This is a genomic window from Streptomyces sp. NBC_00158 (assembly GCF_045160885.1).
Lineage (GTDB): Bacteria > Actinomycetota > Actinomycetes > Streptomycetales > Streptomycetaceae > Streptomyces.
Window position 1 is genome coordinate 2,730,723 of sequence record NZ_CP108161.1, and the last position, 22,146, is coordinate 2,752,868.

Consider the following 22,146-nt stretch of genomic DNA (forward strand, 5'->3'; position numbering starts at 1 on the left):
CTGGACCGTGCCGTTTCTTTGGGGGTTTCCCGGCAGTCTTTCGGCTTTCCGTGGCGGGTCGGTCTGTCAAGGGTGGAGCGAAGCGACATCGCGTAGCGACGCGACGAAGGAGCGCCCTTGACAGGCCGGCCCGACGCGGAAGGACGATGGGACTGACGGGAAGCCCCCAACCTGCTCCGAGACCGCCCGAGGGGACCCCGCCCACCCGGCCACCGCCCCGCAGACGGGAGGCGGGTGGGCAGCCACCGACCCGCCCCCACCCCCTCGCGGGGGAGATAGCCGGCCCGCACCGCAAGCCCCGTACCAGCGCGCCCCCGCCCCCTACGAAGCCGAAGGCGACGGGCTCGGCGTCGGCGTCGGGCTCGCCAGGTCGCCCAGGGTGGGGACCGACTCGGGGCGGGAGCGGACCGCGTCCGTGCATTCCCAGGCGCGGGGCGGGTCGGCGTTCGGGCCGCCGAGGACGACCGGGCCCGGGCCTGCCGAGACGGCGTCGCTCGCCGAGAGGGTGCAGACGACCTGCGCCAGGGCCACCGGCGGGAGGTCCTCCGGCTTGCGGCTGAGCCGCAGCGTTCCCGCCGGGTCGCCGGGGCGGGCCGGGGCGGCGGCCAGCTGGTCGGGGACGCTGGTGGTGAAGCCGCCGTCGCGTTCCTCCGCCGAGGGGCTGCGTTCCAGTTCCTCCAGCAGCGCCTGCGCGACCAGTACGACCGCATCCCGCGTGGCGCGCTTCTCGGGTACCGGCACCACGCGCTCCACGCCGACCAGCTGCGATCCGCAGACGAGTTCCACCGTGGCCCGGAAGCCCTGTACGCCGCTCTGGCCCGCCGGCTGTCCGGCGGTCTCGCAGGACACCCGGGACGGGGCCGCGCCCACGTCGACGGGGACGGTCGTGGCCCGGATCCCGCACCCGGAGAGAAGGGCCGCACCGACCACCAGCACCGCAGTCCTACGCTTCCACGCCGCCACCGGCGATCACCGCCCCCACGTCCATCGGGAGCCGCAGTGTGAACACGGCTCCGCCTTCCGGCCCGTTCGCGGCGGTGATGTCACCGCCGTGGATGTGGGCGTTCTCCATCGCGATCGACAGGCCGAGCCCGCTGCCGTCCGACTTGGGCCGGGACGCGCTCGCCTTGTAGAAGCGGTCGAAGACGTGCGGGAGCACTTCCTCGGGGATGCCCGGGCCGTTGTCCCGGACCGCGATGACCAGCCATTCCCCCTCCACGCGCACCGACACCCGCACCGGCGAGCCGCCGTGCTTGAGGGCGTTGCCGATGAGGTTGGCGAGGATGACGTCGAGGCGGCGCGGGTCGAGGCGGGCCACGATCCCGCGGCCGGCGTCGAGTTCGACGGCGTCGAGCCAGGCGCGGGCGTCGATGCAGGCGGTGACCTGGTCGGCGACGTTGACGTCGTCGAGGACCAGGCGGGCCGTTCCCGCGTCGAAGCGGGTGACCTCCATCAGGTTCTCCACGAGGTCGTTGAGCCGGCGCGTCTCGCTCACGACCAGGCCGACCGCCGGGGCGATCATCGGGTCGAGGTGCTCGGCCTCCTCCTCCAGCACCTCGGCGACCGCCGTCAGTGCCGTCAGGGGCGTGCGCAGCTCATGGCTCATGTCGGCCACGAAGCGGCGGCTGGCCTCCTCGCGGGCGCTCATGTCGGCGACCTTCTTCTCCAGCGCCTCCGCGGTCCGGTTGAAGGTCCGTGACAGGTCGGCCAGTTCGTCCGTCCCGGACACGTCGAGCCGGTGGTCGAGCTCGCCCTCGCCGAGGCGGCGCGCCGCGTCGCCGAGGCGCTGTACGGGTTTGAGGACGGTCCGTGCCGCGCCCTGCGCGAGCAGCGCGGATCCGAGGAGGGCGAGGCCGGTGGCGATGGTCAGGGACCAGCCCAGTGCGTTGAGGTCGTCGCGTTCGGTGGCGAGGGACTTGTACATGTAGCCGGTGGGGCCGCCGCCGACGATGCGGGTGCCGCCGACCAGGTACGGGTTGCCCTGGGGCTTCGTCCGCTGCCAGTACATGTGGTACTCGGAGTCGTTGGCAGCGGTGGTCTTCTGCCGGTCGTTGACGGCGTACTGGAGGGACTTCGGTACGTCGTTCAGTCCGAAGGGGACCGCTCCGGAGGCGCCGATGACCTTGCGCCCGTCCTTGCGTTCGTGGACGAGGAGGACGCTGTACCCGGGGCTGCTGCCGGCCATGAGCTCGGCGGTGCGCTGTATCTCCTCGGGCGTCGGGTCGGCGGGCAGTGCCGCGGCCCGGTTCTGCATCTCCTGGCGGAAGTCGCCGAGGGCCGCGTCCTGGGTACGGGTGAGCACGGCCTCGCGGTTGAGCCAGTACGCGATGCCGGACGCGGAGACCGCGGCCACCAGGGCGACCAGGGCAAACACCACGAGCAGGCGCAGCCGCAGGCTGGTCCAGCGCCGGCCCGCGAAGAGGGCCTTGGTCACTGCGGGGAGTCCAGCCGGTAGCCGACACCCCGGACGGTACGGATCAGCGTGGGTGAGGAGGGCACTTCCTCGACCTTGGCGCGCAGCCGCTGTACGCAGGCGTCGACGAGCCGTGAGTCGCCGAGGTAGTCGTGTTCCCACACCAGGCGCAGCAGCTGCTGGCGGGACAGGGCCTGGCCGGGGCGGCGGCTGAGTTCGAGGAGGAGGCGCAGCTCGGTCGGGGTGAGCTGGAGGTCCTCGCCGTTCTTCGTCACGGTCATGGCGGCCCGGTCGATGACCAGGGAGCCGAACGTGGCAGAGTCGCTCGCCTCGCGCTCCCCGCGCCGGAGCACGGCTCGGATGCGCGCGTCGAGCACGCGTCCCTGGACGGGCTTGACGACGTAGTCGTCCGCTCCGGATTCCAGGCCGACGACGACATCGATGTCGTCGCTGCGCGCGGTGAGCAGGATGATCGGCAGCTGGTCGGTGCGGCGGATCCTCCGGCACACCTCGAAGCCGTCGATCCCGGGCAGCATGACGTCGAGCACGATCAGGTCCGGCCGCTGCTCGCGCAGCAGTTTCAGGCCGTCCTCGCCCGTCGCCGCGGTGGCCACTCGGTGGCCCTGGCGGGTGAGGGAGAGTTCGAGGGCCGTGCGGATGGCGTCGTCGTCCTCGATCAGCAACAGGAAAGGCACGGGCTCATTCTGTCCCATCGGCCGTGCGCACTTCGACCGTCGGGACGGTGGCAATCGTGAGGGGCGTGATCGCGCCACTGTCTGGCGCACGGGTGGCTGTGACAGGCCTGTGACAGTCGGCGGACACCCTGGTTATACCGGCCGGGCAGTCTTTTCTCATCGACACGACGGACCGAAGCAGACTCCACGACGGGGGGCGCGAGATGAACACGCTGCACAGCACCACGACCAGCGCGGTTGTCACGCGGCTGCACGATGTGAACCGCCGGGCGGGTGTCCGTACGGTGACGGTCGCCCGTCAGCGGCCGGCACACGTCACAGCCATTGACGCGAAGCAGTACCAGGCGGTTCCCGCGCAGCGCACCGCGCCGGCCCCGTCCTCCTCCTCGGAGGCGGAGTTCACGGCGTACGTGCAGGAGCGGCGGGCGGCGCTGTACGCGACGGCCTTCCACCTCACCGGCGACCGCCACGAGGCCGAGGACCTGTTGCAGAGCGCGCTGTTCTCCACGTACCGCGCCTGGGACCGGATCAGCGACAAGGCGGCGGTGGGCGGGTACCTGCGCCGGACGATGACGAACCTGCACATCAGTGCCTGGCGTCGGCGGAAGCTGAACGAGTACCCGACGGAGGAGCTGCCGGAGACGGCGTCGGACACGGACGCGATGCGGGGTACGGAGCTGCGCGCGGTGCTGTGGCAGGCGCTGGCCCGGATTCCGGAGCCGCAGCGCACGATGCTGGTGCTGCGGTACTACGAGGGCCGTACGGACCCGGAGATCGCGGAGATCCTGGGCATCAGCGTGGGCACCGTGAAGTCGAGCATCTGGCGCTCGCTGCGCCGGCTGCGGGAGGACGAGGTGCTGAGCTTCGGGCGTGACGAGGCGGAGTCCTTCGGGGAGCTCGTCGCGTAACCGGGAAAGACCATGGGGCCAGGGGGCCCGTCCTACGGGGGTGGGACGGGGGCCGCAGGGGGAGAAGAGGCGGGATCAAGCGGCCGGGGGTCCGCGTGATCCCGCCTTTTCACTGTGTCCGGGGTCGGGCCGGGTCAGGTCGGACCGGGTCCGCCCGTCAGAGGGCGGTGGGGGTGCGGTGGCGGCCGGCGGCCGCGGCCGCGAGCCGGCCGAGGGCTTCGTCGCGTGCGCAGGCGTGGGCGCCGAGGGCGACGTGGCGGGCGACGATTCCGCGTTCGGCGCGCATGAGGCGGTAGCCGCGGCGCAGCAGGAAGGGCACGGACTTGCGGCCTTCGCGCAGGTCGCGCAGGAAGCGGCGGCGGAAGGTGGTCGAGGGGCGGCCGCGCAGGCAGATGGCGTCGGCGAGGAGTCCCAGTTCCTGGCAGCGGGCCGCGATGTCGGCGGCGAAGATGCCCTCGGCGATGAACAGCGGGGTGCGGTCGATGTCGAGGGTTTCCGTGCCGGTCCGGGAGGACGAGGCGATGGAGTAGACGGGGACCTCGGTGCGGCCGGCGGCGCAGAGTTCCGCGATGGCGGCCACGGCGGTGTCGGCGTCCCAGGAGAGCGGGGAGTCCCAGTCGATGTCGGAGCTGCCTTCGACCAGGGGGAGGGTGGGGTCCGTCGCCTCTTTGTAGAAGTCGTCCAGCCGCAGTACGGGGAGGCCCGACCGGGCCGCGAGCGAGGACTTGCCGGAACCCGAGGGACCGGTCAGCAGCACGACGCGCGTGGGAAGGGGAGATGAACAGCTCACGGGAGACCAGTGTGAGGCATTACCCGGCGTATCAACACACTGCCGACAGGCCCTGCGACCGTTCTCACACGGCGGGTGGCCAGTAGTTGATTCGGCGGTTGGTCATGGCTGGCCGTCGGCTGCCTCGTTTGGGTGAACGGGAGGAGTTGTAGGCACGGTGGCTTCGTTGAGACGTCGGTCTGCGCGTGTCTGCTGACGATGCCCGGGTCTTGCGGGTCGTCGGTGAACATCTGGGCGGGTGCGCCCGTGCCGATCTGGCTGAGCGGGTGCGGATCGGCAGGGTGGCGGTGAGGGAGAATCGGCGGGAACTACACGATCAGCGTGGGCCCGGTCGAGGGCACGGTCACGATCGTTCTTCCCGAACCCTTGCGGCACCTGGCGAACGCGCCGCGCGGCCGTTACCGCCTCGCCTGCACCGTCACCTTCAACCACCGCCGGGGCGAGTGGCTGGACCGGGTCACCGCCCACCAAGCGGTGCGCTACGACATCACCCACGACCCCGAACGTGGCCGCTGGCATCTCGACGCGTCCTGGTCCACCCCGGAAACGGTCCTGCCCACCCCGGCCGAGCTGGCCGCCACTGGTGTGCGGCTGCTGGCCGTGGACCTCAACGCAGGCCACCTCGCCGCATGCGTCATCGACACGCACGGCAACCCGGTGGGCCAGCCCGTCACCGTCCCCGCCGACCTGACCGAACCCACATCACAACGCGACGGACGACTGCGGCAGGCGATCAGCGAACTCATCCACCTCGCCAAGGCGAACGACTGCACCGGTCTGGCGATCGAGAACCTCGGCTTCGACGACGCCCGCGCGATCGGCCGCGAAACCATGGGCCGCGGCAGTCGCGGCAAGGCCTTTCGCCGCACCGTGGCCGGACTCCCCACCGCCGGCTTCCGGGAACGCGTGCGCGGCATGGCCCACCACGCGGGGCTCGTCGTCGTTGCGGTCGATCCCGCCTATATCTCCCGTTGGGGAGCACAGCACTGGAAGCAGCCTCTCCAGCAGCAGTCGAAGACCGTCGTCGTCACCGGCCACCACGCGGCCGCGGTGGCGATCGGCAGGCGCGCCCTCGGACACGGGCTACGGCGTCGGCCAGGTGTGACCGCACACGACCAGAGGATCGTGGCGCGGAGAGCTACCGGCCAGACCGTCCCCCACCCGAGGACGTGCGGGACCGCGAGCCCGCCAAGGACCACAGGCACGCCCCACCAAGGCAGCAAGACCTGCCGGGACCGAAACGACCAGCTCGCGCTGCTCCCCGTTTCCCAAGACCGTTCGGGGAGACAACCGGCCGGCCCGGTTTACGGCGATCCGGCCAACAGCGGCCAACATCGCTGGGAACGGTTGGAATCCGGGATGCCGCCTCCACTACTCTGTGTGCGCACGCGACTACGACCACAGGCAGGAACCCATGGCCCGTCACGCAGCATCCGACCCCTCTCCGCACCGGCTCCGCGCCGCCGGCCTGAGCCTGTCCATGGCCGGGGCGGCCCTGGCGATGGCGGCCGGCGGGGCCCAGGCCTCGGAGACCCACCTCCAGGCGGCCGAGACCGACCTCAACGCGGCGGTGGCCGGGATCGCCAACCCGCTGGGGGACCTGAAGGTGAACCCGCTCGCCAAGACCGGGGTGGACCCGCTGGACAACGGGGTGGCGACGAAGGTCGCGGACTTCCCGGCCGTGGGCACGACGATGGTGACGGGGATCCTGACGCAGGGCCCGTCGGTGAAGGAGCTGCCGACGGCGGCGGTCACCTCGCTGCTGGGGCCGGTCCTGCCGAAGTAGCAGGGCGTACGCACGTGAAGGCCCTGGCAGCACGGGGGTTTCGCTGCCAGGGCCGGTCTCACGGGGGCGGTACTAGTAGGAGGAGCCGCCCGAGCCCAGGGAGCCCGTGGGGTGCCAGACCGTCTTGGTCTCCAGGAAGGCCGTCATGCGGTGGGTGCCGGGGTCGGCGGCCCAGTCGTCCACAGGCTGTGGACGCAGGACGCGCTTGAGGTTGTCCGCCGCGGCGATCTCCAGCTCCTTGGCGAGGGCCGCGTCGGCGCCCGCCAGGTCGATGGCGTTGACGTCCTGGTGGGCCGCGAGGTGGGGGCCCATCTCGGCGGCCTTGCCGGAGAGGATGTTGACGACGCCGCCGGGCAGGTCGGAGGTGGCCAGCACCTCGCCCAGGGAGAGGGCGGGGAGCGGGGCCTTCTCGCTGGCGATGACGACGGCCGTGTTGCCCGTGGCGATGACCGGGGCGATCACCGAGACGAGGCCCAGGAACGACGACTGCTGCGGGGCGACGACGGTGACGACGCCGGTCGGCTCCGGGGTGGAGAGGTTGAAGAACGGGCCCGCGACCGGGTTGGCCCCGCCCACGACCTGGCCGATCTTGTCGGTCCAGCCCGCGTACCAGACCCAGCGGTCGATGGCCGCGTCGACGACCGCGGCCGCCTTCGACTTGGACAGGCCCTCGGCCTCGCCGACCTCGCGGACGAACTGCTCGCGGCGGCCCTCCAGCATCTCGGCGATGCGGTAGAGGATCTGGCCGCGGTTGTAGGCGGTGGCGCCGGCCCAGCCGCCGAAGGCCTTGCGGGCGGCGACGACCGCGTCACGGGCGTCCTTGCGGGAGGACAGCGGGGCGTTGGCCAGCCACTTGCCCTTGCCACCCGACGATGTTTGCGCGCTCACCTCGTACACCCGGCCGCTCTCGGAGCGGGGGAACTTGCCCCCGACGTACAGCTTGTAGGTCTTGAAGACGTTCAGACGGGTCGACTCAGACATCGAGGTAGCCCTCCAGGCCGTGGCGGCCGCCCTCGCGGCCGAAGCCCGACTCCTTGTAGCCGCCGAAGGGCGAGGTCGGGTCGAACTTGTTGAACGTGTTGGCCCACACCACACCCGCGCGGAGCTTGCCCGCGACCGCCAGGATGCGGGAGCCCTTCTCCGTCCAGATGCCGGCGGAGAGGCCGTACTGACTGTTGTTGGCCTTGGCGACGGCCTCGTCGGGGGTGCGGAACGTCAGCACGGACAGGACCGGGCCGAAGATCTCGTCGCGGGCGACGGTGTGCGCCTGGCTGACGTTCGTGAAGAGCGTCGGGGCGAACCAGTAGCCGGCGGACGGCAGCTCGCAGGCCGGGGACCAGCGCTCGGCACCCTCGGCCTCGCCGGTGTCGGCCAGGGCCGTGATCCGGGCGAGCTGCTCGGCGGAGTTGATCGCGCCGATGTCGGTGTTCTTGTCGAGCGGGTCACCCAGGCGCAGCGTGGAGAGGCGGCGCTTGAGGGAGTCGAGGAGCTCGTCGTGGATCGACTCCTGGACCAGCAGGCGGGAGCCCGCGCAGCAGACCTGGCCCTGGTTGAAGAAGATGCCGTTGACGATGCCCTCGACGGCCTGGTCGATGGGGGCGTCGTCGAAGACGATGTTGGCGCCCTTGCCGCCCAGCTCCAGGGTGACCTTCTTGTCGGTGCCGGCGATCTGGCGGGCGATGGCCTTGCCGACCGCGGTGGAGCCGGTGAAGGCGACCTTGTTGACGTCGGGGTGGGCGACGAGTTCGGCGCCCGCGTCCCCGTAGCCGGGGATGATGTTGACGACGCCCTTGGGCAGGCCGGCCTGACGGCAGATGTCCGCGAAGAACAGCGCCGAGAGCGGGGTGGTCTCCGCCGGCTTGAGGACGACGGTGTTGCCGGTGGCGAGCGCCGGGGCGATCTTCCAGGCGAGCATCAGCAGCGGGAAGTTCCACGGGATGACCTGGCCGGCCACGCCCAGGGGGCGGGGGTTCGCGCCGAAGCCGGCGTGGTCGAGCTTGTCGGCCCAGCCCGCGTAGTAGAAGAAGTGCGCCGCGACCAGGGGGAGGTCCGCGTCGCGGGTCTCCTTGATCGGCTTGCCGTTGTCCAGGGTCTCCAGGACGGCGAGCTCGCGGCTGCGCTCCTGGATGATCCGGGCGATGCGGAAGAGGTACTTGGCGCGCTCGGAGCCGGGCAGCGCGGACCACTTCTCGAAGGCGCGGCGGGCGGCCTTGACGGCGCGGTCGACGTCGGCGGCGCCGGCCTGGGCGACCTCGGCCAGGACTTCCTCGCTGGAGGGGCTGACGGTCTTGAAGACCTTGCCGTCGGCGGCGTCGGTGAACTCGCCGTCGATGAAGAGCCCGTAGGAGGGGGCGATGTCGACGACCGAGCGGGACTCGGGGGCCGGTGCGTACTCGAAGAGGGATGCCATGGTGATCAGTCCACCGTCACGTAGTCGGGACCGGAGTAACGCCCGGTGCTCAGCTTCTGGCGCTGCATGAGCAGGTCGTTCAGCAGGCTGGAGGCGCCGAAGCGGAACCACTCGTTGGTCAGCCAGTCCTCGCCCGCGGTCTCGTTGACCAGGACCAGGAACTTGATGGCGTCCTTGGTGGTGCGGATGCCGCCGGCCGGCTTCACGCCGATCTGGATTCCAGTCTGCGCCTTGAAGTCGCGTACGGCTTCGAGCATCAGCAGGGTGTTGGCGGGGGTGGCGTTGACGCCGACCTTGCCGGTGGAGGTCTTGATGAAGTCGGCGCCTGCGAGCATGCCGATCCAGGAGGCGCGGCGGATGTTGTCGTACGTCGACAGCTCGCCGGTCTCGAAGATGACCTTGAGGCGGGCGGCGGTGCCGTCGGGGCGGACGCACGCCTCCTTCACGGCCTTGATCAGCTCGTACGTCTCCAGGTAGCGGCCGGCGAGGAAGGCGCCACGGTCGATGACCATGTCGATCTCGTCGGCACCGGCGGCGACGGCGTCCCGGGTGTCGGCCAGCTTGACCGGCAGGGCGGCGCGGCCCGCGGGGAAGGCGGTGGCGACGGAGGCGACCTTGACGTCGGCGCCGTTCAGGGCCGCCTTGGCGGTGGCCACCATGTCGGGGTAGACGCAGACCGCGGCGGTCATGGGCGTCGTCCGGTCGGTCGGGTCGGGGTTGGCGGCCTTGGCGGAGAGCGACCGGACCTTGCCCGGGGTGTCCGCACCCTCGAGCGTCGTCAGGTCGATCATCGAGATGGCCAGGTCGATGGCGTACGCCTTGGCCGTCGTCTTGATCGAGCGGGTGCCGAGCGAGGCCGCGCGGGCCTCCAGGCCGACTGCGTCTACGCCGGGCAGCCCGTGCAGGAAGCGGCGCAGCGCGCTGTCGGACGTCGTCACGTCAGCGAATGCGGTGAGGGTGGTGGGCATGGTCACCAGGTGAGCATATCTACGCGCGTAGCGCCTGTCACCCCCCTCGGTGCACATATGGGCGTGAGATCCGTCATCGGAGCTCGCGGCCCCGCTCGCCCGTACCTCCCGGCGGGCCATGCGGCAGAATCGGCGGCATGACTACGCCCTCCCCCCACGAGCCGGTCTACGCCGACCGCGTCTACCGCTCCCCCATGGCCGTCGTCTCCGGGGTGCTGCTGCTCGCGCTCGTCGCCTGGCTGTGCGGGGACGCCGTCGTACGGGGTGAGGGGGGCGCACGGTGGACCGGCATCGCGGTCGCGCTGCTCGCCGTCCCGCTGATCGTGGCGTTCACCCTCCGCCCGGCCGTCTTCGCCAACGACGACCGCATGCGGATCCGCAACCCCTTCCGGATCATCGAGCTGCCCTGGGCCGCCGTGGACGCGGTGCGCGCCGGGTACTCGGCGGAGGTGCTGGCCGAGGGTGCGAAATACCAGATGTGGTCGGTGCCGGTGTCGCTGCGCGAGCGCAAGAAGGCCGGCCGGCAGTTCAGCCGCCGGGAGGCGCTGCGCGGCAAGGGCATGGCGCCCGAGGACGCCGGGGCGGAGCCGGCCGCGCCGACGCGGGCCGCCGCCGACCGGGCCGTGGACGAGCTGCGCGAGCTCGCCGAGCGCGGGGCGGGCCGGCCGGGCGCGCAGGGCACGGTGCGGGTGCGGTGGGCGTACGAGATCATCGCGCCGGCGGTGGTGGGCGCGGTGCTGCTGGCCGTACTGCTGGCCACGGGCTGACGGGGCCCTTGCCCTGCCGGGCGGCTCGGCGGGCGGGGCCCTTGCCCTGCCGGGCGGGGCTGCGGCCCGGCGGGCCCGGCTCCGGCGGGCCGTGCTGCCGCAGGCGAGGCTCCGTGGGCCCAGCTCCGGCAGGCCGTGCTGCCGCAGGCGGAGCTCCGTGGGCGAGGCTCCGGCAGGCCGTGCCGCCGCGGGCGAGGCTCCGTGGGCCCAGCTCCGGCGGGCGGAGCTCCGTGGACCCGGCTCCGGCAGGCCGTGCTGCCGCAGGCGGAGCTCCGTGGGCGAGGCTCCGGCAGGCCGTGCCGCCGCGGGCGAGGCTCCGTGGGCCCAGCTCCGGCGGGCGGAGCTCCGTGGACCCGGCTCCGGCAGGCCGTGCTGCCGCAGGCGGAGCTCCGTGGGCGAGGCTCCGGCAGGCCGTGCCGCCGCGGGCGAGGCTCCGTGGGCCCAGCTCCGGCGGGCGGAGCTCCGTGGACCCGGCTCCGGCGCGCCGTGCTGCCGCAGGCGGAGCTCCGTGGGCGAGGCTCCGGCAGGCCGTGCCGCCGCGGGCGAGGCTCCGTGGGCCCAGCTCCGGCGGGCGGAGCTCCGTGGACCCGGCTCCGGCGCGCCGTGCTGCCGCAGGCGGAGCTCCGTGGGCGAGGCTCCGGCGGGCGGAGCTCCGTGGGCCCGGCTCCCGGCGGCGCTGCCGGGCGGTCGGCCGGGTGGGTCCTGCCCCGGTGGGCGGAGGGCCGGTGGGCCGGACGCGGGTGTTGCGGGCTGCCCCGCGGGGTGGGGCGTCCGTCCGATGATCGGGGCATCCGCTGAGCTGCCGTAACCGGTACGTAACGGCCGCGGGCACCGGAACCGGGCCCGCCGGGGGGTGCGTCCTCGGAGGTGTGCACCGTCATGAGGGCAGCGGCAGCGCCGCCACCGCCACAAAGCTCCCGGTCCGGTCCCGGCTCCTGAGCGGGTCCCTGCTGGCCGCGCATCTGCTGCTCGTCGGATGGCTGACGCTGAGCCCCCTGGACGTCCCCTGGGCGGCGGCCGCGAACCTGACCCCGCTGGAGGGGATCCGGGCGGACCTGGCCTACGGCCCACTGGAGGCCGCGCGGCGGATCGGCGAGGGGCTGGCGCTGCTGGCCCCGCTGGGGGTCCTGCTGCCGCTGGCCGGGGGGCGGCTGACGCCCGGGCCGCTGGCGGCCTGGGCCTCGCTGGTCCGGACGGCGGCCGCGGCCGTACTGATCTCGCTCGGCATCGAGATGCTCCAGACCGCCGTCCCGGGCCGGGTGCTGGACGTGGACGCGCTGCTGCTGAACACCGCCGGGGTGGTGATCGTCCACCTGGCCGTCGTCCCCGTGCTGCGCGCCCGGATGCGCCGCGCGCACGCGTCTCAGGGGCCCACCCCGAGAATTACCAGGGTCGGCATCGGACCCTGGACCGAGGTCCTGTCGGCGGTACCGCGCGAGTATTGAGGCATCGCGGAAGGGAAGATCCCGGAGCGCGATCCCATCCGAAGGAGAAGAAAATGAGCGCGATTACCCGCCCCCGTGACGGACGGATGATCGGCGGCGTCTGCGCCGGGCTCGCACGGCGTTTCGGCATCAAGACCCGCACGATGCGGATCATCTTCGTGGCCTCGTGCCTGCTGCCCGGACCGCAGTTCCTCATCTACCTGGCCCTGTGGCTGCTGCTCCCGAACGAGAAGGCCGGCGCGGGCTCGGCGCAGACCGCCTGGTGAAGCAGACCGCCGGAGCGCCCTAGCGGTGCTCCGGGGGCGCTCCAGCCGGACTCAGCCCGCCTTCTTGACCTTGTCGAGCTGCTTGTCGGCGACTTCCTGCGGGACCAGCGCCTTCTGGTCCGCGGCGGCCACGTTCAGGGCCATCAGCCGCACGACCCGGTCGCCCTGGCGTACGACGACCAGGTGGACCGGCGCCGAGACGCCCTCGGCGGTGGCGGTCGTGGTCCAGCTGACCGTCTCGTCGCCGGCCGTCTTGTACGGGACGGTCTTCACGTCCCGGTAGCGGCCGGTCTGCTTCTCGACGGTGGCGGTGAAGCCCGTACCGCAGGCCGCGACGGCCTCGCGCAGCCGGGCGACGACCCGCTTGGCCTCGGCCTCCGCGTAGGAGCTGACGGAGGCGGAGACGGCGAGGCCCACCTGCTTCTGGGAGCCGATGCCGCGGTTGACGGTCTCGTGGGCGGCCGGGTCGGGCTTGTCGCCCATGATGTCGGCGAGCGGCTGGCAGGCCTTCTTGTCGGCCTGCGGCTGGCCGTCGGGGGCGTTCGGGTTCTTGCCCTGCGCGGAGATCTGGTACCCGGCGAGGTCGCCCTGGACGAGGGCGGCCCGCTCCAGGCTCGCGTCCTTGGCCTTGGGCGCGGCGGGGGCCGCCGGGGCGCCGGGCGCGCCCGAGGGACGGGCGGCCGCGGAGCCCTTGGGGTCGGGGGTCTTCCCGGGCGCGGGGGCGTCCGTACCGCCGCCGCAGGCGACCGCTCCGAGGAGCAGGGCGGGGAGCAGCGCGAACCTCGTCGCGGGCGCCGTGAATCGTGCCGTGATGCGCATGACCGAACCTCATACCCCGTACGTCGGCGGGCAGTTGGTGGTGATCGTGGCACACCGCGCGACACGGCGCACACCTCCTCGAAGGGGTGTGCGCCGCGTGCGCGTGCGTGCGATTTCCCGGGCTGCGGTCAGCCGAGGGCGCCGAGCGGGCCGGCCACCGGGGCGAGGCCGCCGAGCAGGCCGGTGACGGGGGCGGCGGCGTCGGTGGCCTCGCCCCCCTGCGCACCCTGCTGCTGCGTCTGGTCGGTGAGGGAGCTGGTGGCGCTGGTCAGGGAGCCGAGGGTGTCCGTCAGGCTGGCGGCGGGGAGCGCCGAGGCGGAGGCGGTACCGGCGGCGCCCGCGGCGAGGGCGGCACCAATCACAGCGACACCGAGGGACTTGGCAGCAGACTGCTTCATGAAAAATCGTCCTTGCGACGGGGAACTGAGCGGCTCCGCAAACTAGCCACTTCAAACCCCGTCCCGCAAACATCCTTAAATACGAGAAAGCGCCCGGGAGTTGAATCTCCCGGACGCTTTCCGTGGGTCATTCCGTGGCCTAGGCCGAGACAGTTCCGCTGGTGGAAGCGGTCTGCCGGAACAGCCATTCGGACTTCAGCTCCGCATAGCCCGGCTTGATCACGTCGTTGATCATCGCGAGTCGTTCATCGAAAGGAATGAACGCGGACTTCATCGCATTGACGGTGAACCACTGCATGTCGTCGAGCGAGTAGCCGAAGGTGTCGACCAGGTGCTCGAACTCTCGGCTCATGCTGGTGCCGCTCATCAGGCGGTTGTCGGTGTTGACCGTCAGCCGGAAGTGCAGCTTGCGCAGCAGGCCGATCGGGTGCTCGGCGTACGAGGCGGCCGCGGCGGTCTGCAGGTTGGAGGTCGGGCACATCTCCAGGGGGATGCGCTTGTCCCGGACGTACGAGGCCAGGCGGCCCAGCTTGACGGAGCCGTCCTCGGCGACCTCGATGTCGTCGATGATCTTCACGCCGTGGCCGAGGCGGTCGGCGCCGCACCACTGCAGGGCCTGCCAGATCGACGGGAGGCCGAAGGCCTCGCCCGCGTGGATGGTGAAGTGGTTGTTCTCGCGCTTGAGGTACTCGAAGGCGTCGAGGTGGCGGGTGGGAGGGAACCCGGCCTCGGCGCCGGCGATGTCGAAGCCGACCACGCCGTTGTCGCGGTAGCGGTTGGCCAGCTCGGCGATCTCCAGGGCGCGGGCGGCGTGGCGCATGGCGGTCAGCAGGGCGCCGACGCGGATGCGGTGGCCGTTGGCCTTGGCGCGGCGCTCGCCCTCGCGGAAGCCGTCGTTGACGGCCTCGACGACCTCTTCGAGGGTCAGGCCGGCTTCGAGGTGCTGCTCGGGGGCGTAGCGGATCTCGGCGTACACGACGCCGTCCTCGGCCAGGTCCTCGGCGCACTCGGCGGCGACCCGGAAGAGGGCCTCCTTCGTCTGCATGACGGCGCAGGTGTGCGCGAACGTCTCCAGGTAGCGCGGGAGGGATCCGGAGTCCGCGGCGTCACGGAACCAGACGCCCAGCTTGTCGGCGTCGGTCTCGGGCAGCTTGTCGTAGCCGACCTCGGCCGCCAGCTCGATGATGGTCCCGGGGCGCAGTCCACCGTCGAGGTGGTCGTGCAGCAGCACCTTCGGGGAGCGGCGGATCTGGTCCGGCGTGGGCAGGTTGGGGGTCTCGCTCGTCATCCCGGCACTCTACTCCTACGCGCGTAGAGCAGCGCGGCGGCGGCAGGGGTCGATATGTAACAGAGACCGTACGGACGGGTGGCGTACACCTGTCAGTCTGAGACTGTTCCGCCATGGCACAGCATGCGCCGCCGGCGCGCGGGGCCCGCCTGGGGCGGGCGGCCGGCGCGAACGGCTCGGTCTCGACGGTCAGTGGTGTGGTGCTCCTCCTTCCCGGAGCGTCCAGATTCGCCCCCGGTCCGGTACGTCCGCTCGCGCGGGCGCTGGCCCGGGCGGGCGGGGCGCAGGGGCTGGTGGCGCACCCGGTGGTGCACGGGGCAGGGCCCCGGGAGGAGGCCGCCGGGTGGGCGGTGGACGAGGCGGTCCGGCTGTACGGGGACGTCCCGGTGTGCCTGGCCGGTTTCGGCGCGGGCGGCCGGGCGGCCCTGCTGGCGGCGGGGCACGGTGCCGTCAACTCGGTGGTGGCGCTGGCCCCTTGCTTATCGGAGGACGCGGACGCGGACTCCCCTGAACCGGTGAAACAGCTCGCGGGGCGGCAGGTGCTGATCGTGCACGGCACGAACGACGCGCGCAGCGACCCGGAGTCCTCCTTCCGGCTGGCGGCGCGGGCGAAGAAGGCGAATCGTTCTACTTGCCGGTTCGAGGTGCACTCGGACGGCCACGGGCTGCGGGACCACCGTGCGGAAGTGGTGGCACTGGCGGTGGACTTCGTACTCGGCGCGATGCTCTCGGACCGGTACTCGCGGCCAGTCGTTGACGCGCTGGCGGCGCCGCCCCCGCTGGGTCTGAGGATGCCGCTGGCCTCGGGCTTCGGGCGGTCGCTGCGGGGCTGAGCGGATGCGGGGGCGGGCGTATCGTGAAGAGTGGACTCGGGGTCGGCTCGGGGTGCTCTCCGGGAGGCGATCGGCCATGGCCGGGATGGTGCGCAGGAGCTTCGACAGCGCGGACGAGACGCGGCCGTTCGCCGATGGCAAGGGCCGGCTGGACCTGATCCAGACGGATGGCGGGCCGGTGGGGCGCGCGGTGTTCGAGCCGGGCTGGAAGTGGTCCGAGCACATCAAGCCGCTGGCGGGCACCGACAGCTGCCAGTCGGCGCACACGGGGTACGTGGTCAGCGGCCGGATGCAGGTCGTCATGGACGACGGCGAGGGCGCCGAGTACGGCCCGGGCGACTTCATGCAGGTGGCCCCGGGGCACGACGCGTGGGTGCTCGGCGACGAGCCGTGCGTGGCGGTGGACTGGACGGGCTTCGGCAGCTACGCCAAGCCCGCCTGAACGGGCCCGGCCGGGCCGCCACGGGCCGCGCCGGAACGCGGGGCCTGCCGCTCCGCCCCCTCACGGTCGGATGGCCCCGGGCGGCGCGGCCGCGCGTCGTGGGTCCCACTGTGCCTGTTCGGCATATGCCGGGGGCCGTAGTCCGGGCGTCGACTTGTCGCCTTGCGGGAACCTGAGGGGTTTACGAAGGGGCACAGGCAGGGACGAATGTGCATATGCCAGACCCAGCCAATGCCGCTGCTGCTCCCGCTCCCGCCGCCGAAGCCGCTGCCGATGCCGGCTCCAGTGGCCGCGAGGACCCCGAGGACCTGAGCCCCACGGCCCGGCGCCTGTACGCGTACGCCGTCGACCGCCACGCCTTCACCGCCGCCGAGGCCACCACCGCCCTCGGGGCCCGCGCGGGCGCGGCCGTGACCGAGCTGGCCGCCGCGCACCTGCTCCAGCGGGTGCCCGACGGCGAAGGCCCCGAGCGCTGGTGCGCGGTCGCGCCCCGCGCGGCGGCGGCCCGGGCGCTGGCCCCGCTGGCACTGCTCGTACGGGAGACGCACGACGAGATGGACCGGCTGCGCGGGCGGCTGGAGGCGCTGGTCCCCGCGTACGAGGCGGGGGCCGCGCACCGGGACCTGAGCGGGTCGGGACGGCTGGAGCTGGTCACCGACCTCGGCGCGGTGCGCGGGCTGATCACCGAACTGGTGGCGGGCTGCGAACGCGAACTGCTGACCTCCCAGCCCGGCGGCGGCCGCCCGCAGGAAACCCTGGAGGAAGCGGTCGGCCGGGACGAGTCGCTCCTGGCCCGCGGCGTCCGGATGCGCACCATCTACCAGCACACCGCCCGCTACTCCCGCCCCACGGCGGCCTACGTCGAACGGGTCACGGCCCTGGGCGCCCAGGTACGCACCCTCGGCGACGGCCTGATGCGCATGCTGATCTTCGACGCCCACACCGGCCTGATGGCCGTACCCGACCGCCAGGGCGCGGCACTGGTCGTACGCGAACCGAGCGTCGTCCACTTCATGACGGCCGCCTTCGAACGCTCCTGGCTCGGCGCCCGCCCCTTCCCCACCACCGTCACCCCGGAAGCCGCCAAGTCCCTCTCCGACGAGCTGCGCCAGACCATCGTCCGCCTCCTCTCCGACGGCCTGGAGGACAAGGTCATCGCCCGCCGCCTCGGCATGTCGGAGCGCACCTGCCAACGCCACATCGCCGAGATCATGCGCGCCATCGGCGCCAAATCCCGCTTCCAGGCCGGGTACTTGCTGTCGGCCGCCGCAGCCGGCCGGCCGCGGGAAGAGCCCGGGACCGACTGCCCGTCCTGACGTCAGATCAGCGAGGGCAGGGTGCCCCGCGGCCACCGTCCGAGCCAGAAGGCCGCCGCCGAGGGGTGCTCCTGGCGTTCGGTCGATCCGTCGTGCAGCAGGTACTCGGTGGGGGCCAGGTAGCCCTCACCCGGATCGATGCGCATCCGGGCGAGCTGGAGGGGCCGCCCTCCGGCGACGTAGGCGCGGTAGTCGTCGGTGTGGGGGTAGCGCCGGAGGTGGTCGGCGGGGTGGACGGCCCGGCACACCGTCTGTGCGTCTACGGCCCCGAGGACGATGTACCTGGTGCCGGGGCCGAGGTTCAGGCAGAGCCTTCGGCGCGCGGTGTGCTTCTCGGCGTACGGGAGCTTGTCCCAGTTGTCGAGGTGGAGGCCGAGCAGGCGGCCGTCCGCGCGGTTGTCCGTGGTCGTCGTCATGTCGGCCTTGGATAGGGCCTGCCCGAGGTAGACCGCCTCCGGATCGCCCATCGGCCGTGTGAGGTCTTCGAGCGGGAGGCCGTCGCAGAACGGCGGACGTACGATCTCCACCAGGGTGCTGTCCAGCGGCCTGCGCGGCGCGGTCACGGCCCTGACGTCCGACTCGGCCATGGCGCGCCACTGCCCGGCCGGGACGACCGATCCCGCCTCGTAGTCGTTTTCCTCCGGGTGTGCGCTCCGGGCAGTGGAGATCTCACAGCGTGCGCGGAGCGCGGCCGGGTCGCCGTAGGCGATGTGCAGGGGCACGGGTCCTCCGGGTCAGTCGTCGCCGATGGAGACGTCGAGGTCGTTCACCAGGGCCTCGGCCAGTTCGGCTTCCTGCCCCGGACCGATGCGGACCTTGGACAGGTTCGCGACGCCACGGACGGCGGAGAGGTCGTTGCCCCGCAGGTCCGTGTCCCGGTACCGGCCGACACCGAACTCGGTGAGCCTCAGGGTGCAGTCGGTGAACACCGCGCCGGAGAAGTCGCAGTCGGTGAACGCGGCCTCAGTGAAGGAGCAGCCGACGAAGGCGACGGGACCGGTGGCGCGTACCCTCTCGAAGGTGGCGTAGTCGAACCGGCAGCCCTCGAAGAGGACGTTGTCCAGCACCAGGCGTTCCAGCGCCGCGCCCATCAGCTTGCATTCGCGGACCAGCACGCGGGTCAGCTTGCTGTCGCTCCACCGGGCGGAGCCGAGGTCGCTGCCGGTGATCTCGACGGCGTGGAGGTTGAGGGATTCGAGCCCGACGCTCCGGGAGCGCAGGCCGGTGACGCGGCCGGTGATGAGCTGGGCGTCCACGAGATCGAGTGAGCGCAGGTCGGCGTCTCCGTACGTGAAGTCCTGGATCGTCCCGCGCGGGCTGTCGAGCGTGTCGACGTTGGTGAGGTAGAGGCCGGGTTCGTCGAGGTCGGGGGTGGCGACGGTGATACGGCCGAAGGTGCGATTGGCCATGTGGCGCTCCTTGAGGTGGTACCAGGGGTGGCCCCGCCATGCGCGGGGCCACCCCTGATGTGGTGGGTACTACTTCTCCGCCTTGCTCCAGTCGTCCCACGTGGGCCGGTTGTCGAACGGGGCGGAGCTGGGGTTGTCCCACGTGGGCCGGTTGTCGAACATGGCGAGCGCATGGGTGCCGACAGCCGGCAGGAGGGACTGGAATCCGTCGGCCGAGTCCATCACGAGGGTGATGGCGTCAGCGGGCGTGTGTGCGGACATGTCGGGTGACTCCTTCGAGTAGGGCGATCTTGGCGGTGGTGCAGTACCGGGTCCTGGTCCCGTCGAACCGGCCACCGTGTTCGAAGTACCGGTTCGCGGCGTGGGCACCCCCGCAGAAGGCGAAGGTGGGGCATGCGGCTCGGCAGGCGTCCACGCCCCGCCAGAACTCGGTGATCCAGGGGGAGCGCTCCTCGGCCTCGGCCACCAGGACGTCCAGGCCGTCCGTCAGCACGTTGCCGGTCGTGAAGTCGCCGAAGCGGTCGTCGCGGAACCCGGCCAGTTCCGGGGAGAGCATGATCACGTCGCCTTCGTACGTGATGGTCGGGAGCGGGTCCCAGGGCGCCGTGACCGGAGTGGGGGCGGTCTCCCGGGCACCCAGGACCGCGCCTGCGAAGTTCAGGACGCGCTGGACCTCGCGCAGGCGCACCACCGGGTTGGCCCGCCACGCATCCGTGAGGGCGGCCCAGAACTCCACCGCACGGGTGTGGTCGGCCCGACGGGGACCCGTGTTGACGCCTTCCTCCTCCTCGACGTTCACGCCGAGGACCGTCACACCGAGTTCGGCGAAGAACTCGTAGAAGCGGCGGGCGTCCGCCGGCTCGGGATCGGAGACGACCGCGATGGCGGAGAACGGAATGCAGTGGAGCCGAAGACGCTCGATGCCGCGCAGGGCCACGCCGAAGCCCGGACGGCCGGCGAGCGTGACGCGATGGGCGTTCATGTCCTCGGGGCCGTCGATGCTCACGCCCACGTGTACGTCGTGCTCCAGGAGGAACTCGCACCATGCGGTGTCCACGAGCGCGGCGTTCGTCTGGACGCTGTGCTTCACGCCCTCGAAGGGGGCCATCAGCGCGGCCAGGTGCTCGCGGCCGGTGGCCAGCGGTTCCCCGCCGTGCCAGACGACCTCGAAGCCGGGGCGGGCGGCGGCCCAAGCGTTGACCGACACAGCCGCTGCTTCCGCCACTGACAGGGGCATGAGGTTCCGCGTCTTGCGGAAGGGGAGGTAGCAGTAGGTGCAGTCCATGGGGAGGCACTGCGTGGTCGGCTGCATGATCACCGAGCGGGGGACGGTGGCGAGTCGGGGCGGGCTGGGCATCGTGCTCCTCTCGATCGCGTTCGAGTGCTGTGGGGGCGGGACCTTCACCCGTCGCCGGCCCGGCGGGGGACGTCGGGGGCGACGATCCGTTCCCGGCCACCTCCTTCCGGCCTCAGGAACACCGCGCACGGCATGACACGTCGGCTGCACGGGTCCTCGTACGGGCCGATGAACTGCACGACGGCTTCGCGGTTCTGTCCGGGGTCGAACACCCGGGCACCCTCGTGGAGCCAGTCCGGCAGGTCCTGGTGGGACGCGGGGCGGGGTGGAAGGTTCACGCCTGCTCCTGCTTCTAAGGATCGGGACCGACGGCTGTCGGCCTTGTGGAAATCCGTGATGCTCACAGTCAACCGCCGCGTACGGAACGTGAGTACGGTGGTGACGGCAGCAGACCGTGAAAGCCGTGAAATCCGGGGGACCACCATGACGGCAGGCACACGGAACATCGCATTGGCCGCGCTCTTCGAAGAGACGGGCTGGTCGCGGGGCCAATTCATCCGGGCCATCGCACGTGTGGGCACCGAGAGCGGCATCGCCTTCGGCTACGACGAGTCGGCGGTACCGAAGTGGGTGGCAGGAAGTCTGCCGAGGAAGCAGGTTCGCCCGCTGGTCCTGGAGGCCCTCTCCCGCAGGCTCGGCCGGCCCGTCACCGCGTATGCCGCAGGGTTCACGAATTCGCCCGAGACCTCGGGCCGGCCGCCGGATACCGTGGCGGGACTGGTCGATCTCGGGAGCGCTGACATGGATCCCTCACGCAGAAGTGTCCTCGGCGCCGGGCTGTTCTCGGCTGCGGCGGTGATTCCCGGCTGGCCGGACGTCCGCGACCGGTTGCGACGTGTACAAGAAGATCCACACACCCGGATCGGACTGCCCGAGATCAGCGCCATCATCTCCATGACCGAGTACATGAGCGATCTCGACGACAAGTTCGGCGGTCGGATGGCCAGGCCGATGGCAGCCGCCTTCCTGGTGAACACGATCGTCCCCGCACTCAGGGCGACGGCTGGGGACGAGGTGAAGAACGCACTGCGCTCGGCTGCGGCCGATCACCTCTACCTGACCGGGTACATGGCCATGGACGAGCGACAGGACGGACTGGCGCAGCAGTACTACACCAAGGCCCTGGAACTGGCGGGATCGGCGGGCGACCACCTGACCTACTGCACCACCCTGCGGGGGATGAGCGTCCAGGCCGTCGACCTCGGGCACGGCCCCCTCGCGCTCCGCCTGGCTGACGCCGCTGCCGCGGCCTCGCCGCAGGCCGGTCCCCGGATGCTCGCCTTCCTCACCGGGCAGCAGGCGCACGCAGCCGCACAAACGGGGGACCGGACCGGGGCACTGCGGCGGCTGAAGGCAGCCGAGACGGCGATGGACAAGGCGGAGTCGAGGGCGAAGGCGTTCGGGTCCTACGATCCCTCAGCGATGAACTACCACGTCGGGCAAGTCCGGTACGAGCTCGGCGACGTCGCCGGTTCCATCGAGTCCATGGAGCTCGCGGACCGGCTGCGCGAGCCCGTCTACCGGCGGACCAGGGTCCGGTACAACGCGATGATCGCCGAACGGAAGCTGGCCGTGGGTCGCCTGGAGGAGGCCTGCGTGGACTGGAACCGGGTCCTGGACGACTATCCGCACGTGCAGTCCGGCCGGTGCGACGACCGCGTCCGGATCATGCTCTCCTCCCTCCGTCCCCACCTCGGCAACGTGCACGCCCGCGAGGCGTACGAACGGGGCAGGACGCTGCTCCGTACGGGCTGACGCTGCCCGCCAGGAGCCCCGGCGGCACGACGGACGGAGTCCGGCGCGGCGGCGCGAAGCCGGGGAGGCCGCTCGCGGCCC

25 protein-coding genes are annotated in these 22,146 nt (G+C 71.9%); 9 read left to right on the top strand and 16 right to left on the bottom strand.

Annotation, left to right across the window (positions count from 1 at the left end; genetic code table 11):
* Nucleotides 1-321 precede the first annotated feature (321 nt).
* Genes OG553_RS12310 through afsQ1 form a run of 3 tightly spaced genes read right to left on the bottom strand, consistent with a single transcriptional unit; the run spans nt 322 to nt 3,108 of the window.
* The gene (locus OG553_RS12310; protein WP_405979035.1) at nt 322-936 is read right to left on the bottom strand and encodes a hypothetical protein; all 615 of its coding nucleotides are present in this window, start codon (nt 934-936) and stop codon (nt 322-324) included.
* Between the two features lie 7 nt (nt 937-943).
* Entirely contained in the window at nt 944-2,434 is a 1,491-nt protein-coding gene (locus tag OG553_RS12315) for a sensor histidine kinase (RefSeq protein ID WP_405979036.1), read from the bottom strand.
* Entirely contained in the window at nt 2,431-3,108 is a 678-nt protein-coding gene (afsQ1, locus tag OG553_RS12320) for a two-component system response regulator AfsQ1 (protein ID WP_405979037.1), read from the bottom strand. Before afsQ1 ends, OG553_RS12315 begins: the two co-directional genes overlap by 4 nt.
* 203 nt (nt 3,109-3,311) lie before the next feature.
* Here afsQ1 and OG553_RS12325 point away from each other — a divergent pair, with 203 nt between their 5' ends.
* Entirely contained in the window at nt 3,312-4,016 is a 705-nt protein-coding gene (locus OG553_RS12325) for a SigE family RNA polymerase sigma factor (RefSeq protein WP_362469998.1), read from the top strand.
* A 157-nt stretch (nt 4,017-4,173) separates the two neighbouring features.
* Here the strand turns inward: OG553_RS12325 and OG553_RS12330 are convergent, their stop codons facing one another.
* Together OG553_RS12330 and OG553_RS12335 are read right to left on the bottom strand one after the other, a co-directional pair.
* Nucleotides 4,174-4,806 (bottom strand): uridine kinase, encoded by a 633-nt coding sequence (locus tag OG553_RS12330; protein WP_128637085.1) that lies wholly within the window; start codon nt 4,804-4,806, stop codon nt 4,174-4,176.
* Nucleotides 4,807-5,508: 702 nt separating this feature from the next.
* A complete protein-coding gene (locus tag OG553_RS12335) occupies nt 5,509-5,886 on the bottom strand; it encodes a hypothetical protein (protein WP_405979038.1) in 378 nt (125 codons plus the stop codon).
* A gap of 334 nt (nt 5,887-6,220) precedes the next feature.
* On the opposite strand from OG553_RS12335, the gene OG553_RS12340 reads away from it, so the two are divergent.
* Nucleotides 6,221-6,592, top strand: coding sequence for a hypothetical protein (locus OG553_RS12340; protein WP_405979039.1), 372 nt, complete (start codon nt 6,221-6,223; stop codon nt 6,590-6,592).
* Nucleotides 6,593-6,664: 72 nt separating this feature from the next.
* On the opposite strand, the gene OG553_RS12345 is transcribed toward OG553_RS12340, so the two are convergent.
* Genes OG553_RS12345 through deoC form a run of 3 tightly spaced genes read right to left on the bottom strand, consistent with a single transcriptional unit; the run spans nt 6,665 to nt 9,970 of the window.
* Nucleotides 6,665-7,573 carry an aldehyde dehydrogenase family protein gene (locus tag OG553_RS12345; protein ID WP_405979040.1) on the bottom strand — a complete coding sequence of 303 codons (909 nt, stop codon included), beginning with the start codon at nt 7,571-7,573 and terminating at the stop codon, nt 6,665-6,667.
* Nucleotides 7,566-9,002: an aldehyde dehydrogenase family protein gene (locus tag OG553_RS12350; RefSeq protein WP_405979041.1), complete on the bottom strand. Its 1,437-nt coding sequence runs from the start codon at nt 9,000-9,002 to the stop codon at nt 7,566-7,568. Before OG553_RS12350 ends, OG553_RS12345 begins: the two co-directional genes overlap by 8 nt.
* 5 nt (nt 9,003-9,007) lie before the next feature.
* Nucleotides 9,008-9,970, bottom strand: a complete 963-nt coding sequence (gene deoC / locus OG553_RS12355; RefSeq protein ID WP_405983023.1) for a deoxyribose-phosphate aldolase — start codon at nt 9,968-9,970, stop codon at nt 9,008-9,010.
* Nucleotides 9,971-10,107: 137 nt separating this feature from the next.
* Between deoC and OG553_RS12360 the strand changes: the two genes are divergently transcribed.
* From OG553_RS12360 to OG553_RS12370, 3 genes are all read left to right on the top strand, one after another.
* A complete protein-coding gene (locus OG553_RS12360) occupies nt 10,108-10,737 on the top strand; it encodes a PH domain-containing protein (protein ID WP_405979042.1) in 630 nt (209 codons plus the stop codon).
* 869 nt (nt 10,738-11,606) lie between these two features.
* Nucleotides 11,607-12,182, top strand: a complete 576-nt coding sequence (locus OG553_RS12365; RefSeq protein ID WP_405979043.1) for a VanZ family protein — start codon at nt 11,607-11,609, stop codon at nt 12,180-12,182.
* A gap of 53 nt (nt 12,183-12,235) precedes the next feature.
* Nucleotides 12,236-12,448: a PspC domain-containing protein gene (locus OG553_RS12370; RefSeq protein WP_362470016.1), complete on the top strand. Its 213-nt coding sequence runs from the start codon at nt 12,236-12,238 to the stop codon at nt 12,446-12,448.
* 51 nt (nt 12,449-12,499) lie between these two features.
* Here the strand turns inward: OG553_RS12370 and OG553_RS12375 are convergent, their stop codons facing one another.
* The 3 genes from OG553_RS12375 to OG553_RS12385 form a co-directional block, all read right to left on the bottom strand.
* Nucleotides 12,500-13,267: a hypothetical protein gene (locus tag OG553_RS12375; protein ID WP_405979044.1), complete on the bottom strand. Its 768-nt coding sequence runs from the start codon at nt 13,265-13,267 to the stop codon at nt 12,500-12,502.
* A gap of 128 nt (nt 13,268-13,395) precedes the next feature.
* Nucleotides 13,396-13,665, bottom strand: a complete 270-nt coding sequence (locus OG553_RS12380) for a hypothetical protein (protein WP_405979045.1) — start codon at nt 13,663-13,665, stop codon at nt 13,396-13,398.
* Between the two features lie 139 nt (nt 13,666-13,804).
* The gene (locus OG553_RS12385; protein ID WP_362470025.1) at nt 13,805-14,953 is read right to left on the bottom strand and encodes an adenosine deaminase; all 1,149 of its coding nucleotides are present in this window, start codon (nt 14,951-14,953) and stop codon (nt 13,805-13,807) included.
* A 113-nt stretch (nt 14,954-15,066) separates the two neighbouring features.
* On the opposite strand from OG553_RS12385, the gene OG553_RS12390 reads away from it, so the two are divergent.
* The 3 genes from OG553_RS12390 to OG553_RS12400 all read left to right on the top strand — a co-directional run bounded on the left by OG553_RS12390 (nt 15,067) and on the right by OG553_RS12400 (nt 17,544).
* Nucleotides 15,067-15,786 carry an alpha/beta hydrolase gene (locus tag OG553_RS12390; protein WP_405979046.1) on the top strand — a complete coding sequence of 240 codons (720 nt, stop codon included), beginning with the start codon at nt 15,067-15,069 and terminating at the stop codon, nt 15,784-15,786.
* Between the two features lie 76 nt (nt 15,787-15,862).
* On the top strand, nt 15,863-16,228 hold the full coding sequence (locus tag OG553_RS12395) for a cupin domain-containing protein (protein WP_405979047.1): 366 nt from the start codon (nt 15,863-15,865) through the stop codon (nt 16,226-16,228).
* A 215-nt stretch (nt 16,229-16,443) separates the two neighbouring features.
* A complete protein-coding gene (locus OG553_RS12400) occupies nt 16,444-17,544 on the top strand; it encodes a LuxR C-terminal-related transcriptional regulator (protein ID WP_405979048.1) in 1,101 nt (366 codons plus the stop codon).
* Between the two features lie 2 nt (nt 17,545-17,546).
* Here OG553_RS12400 and OG553_RS12405 read toward each other — a convergent pair whose 3' ends face one another.
* The 5 genes from OG553_RS12405 to OG553_RS12425 all read right to left on the bottom strand — a co-directional run bounded on the left by OG553_RS12405 (nt 17,547) and on the right by OG553_RS12425 (nt 20,588).
* Nucleotides 17,547-18,266, bottom strand: a complete 720-nt coding sequence (locus OG553_RS12405; protein WP_405979049.1) for a hypothetical protein — start codon at nt 18,264-18,266, stop codon at nt 17,547-17,549.
* Nucleotides 18,267-18,278: 12 nt separating this feature from the next.
* Complete coding sequence (locus OG553_RS12410) at nt 18,279-18,953, bottom strand: pentapeptide repeat-containing protein (RefSeq protein ID WP_405979050.1); 675 nt, start codon at nt 18,951-18,953, stop codon at nt 18,279-18,281.
* 69 nt (nt 18,954-19,022) lie between these two features.
* Nucleotides 19,023-19,214 (bottom strand): multiple cyclophane-containing RiPP AmcA, encoded by a 192-nt coding sequence (amcA, locus tag OG553_RS12415; protein WP_405979051.1) that lies wholly within the window; start codon nt 19,212-19,214, stop codon nt 19,023-19,025.
* The gene (gene amcB, locus OG553_RS12420) at nt 19,192-20,310 is read right to left on the bottom strand and encodes a cyclophane-forming radical SAM peptide maturase AmcB (protein ID WP_405979052.1); all 1,119 of its coding nucleotides are present in this window, start codon (nt 20,308-20,310) and stop codon (nt 19,192-19,194) included. The genes amcA and amcB overlap by 23 nt, the downstream gene beginning before the upstream one ends.
* Before the next feature lie 44 nt (nt 20,311-20,354).
* Nucleotides 20,355-20,588 (bottom strand): hypothetical protein, encoded by a 234-nt coding sequence (locus tag OG553_RS12425; protein ID WP_405979053.1) that lies wholly within the window; start codon nt 20,586-20,588, stop codon nt 20,355-20,357.
* Nucleotides 20,589-20,733: 145 nt separating this feature from the next.
* Here OG553_RS12425 and OG553_RS12430 point away from each other — a divergent pair, with 145 nt between their 5' ends.
* On the top strand, nt 20,734-22,065 hold the full coding sequence (locus OG553_RS12430; RefSeq protein WP_405979054.1) for a tetratricopeptide repeat protein: 1,332 nt from the start codon (nt 20,734-20,736) through the stop codon (nt 22,063-22,065).
* Nucleotides 22,066-22,146: the final 81 nt, after the last annotated feature.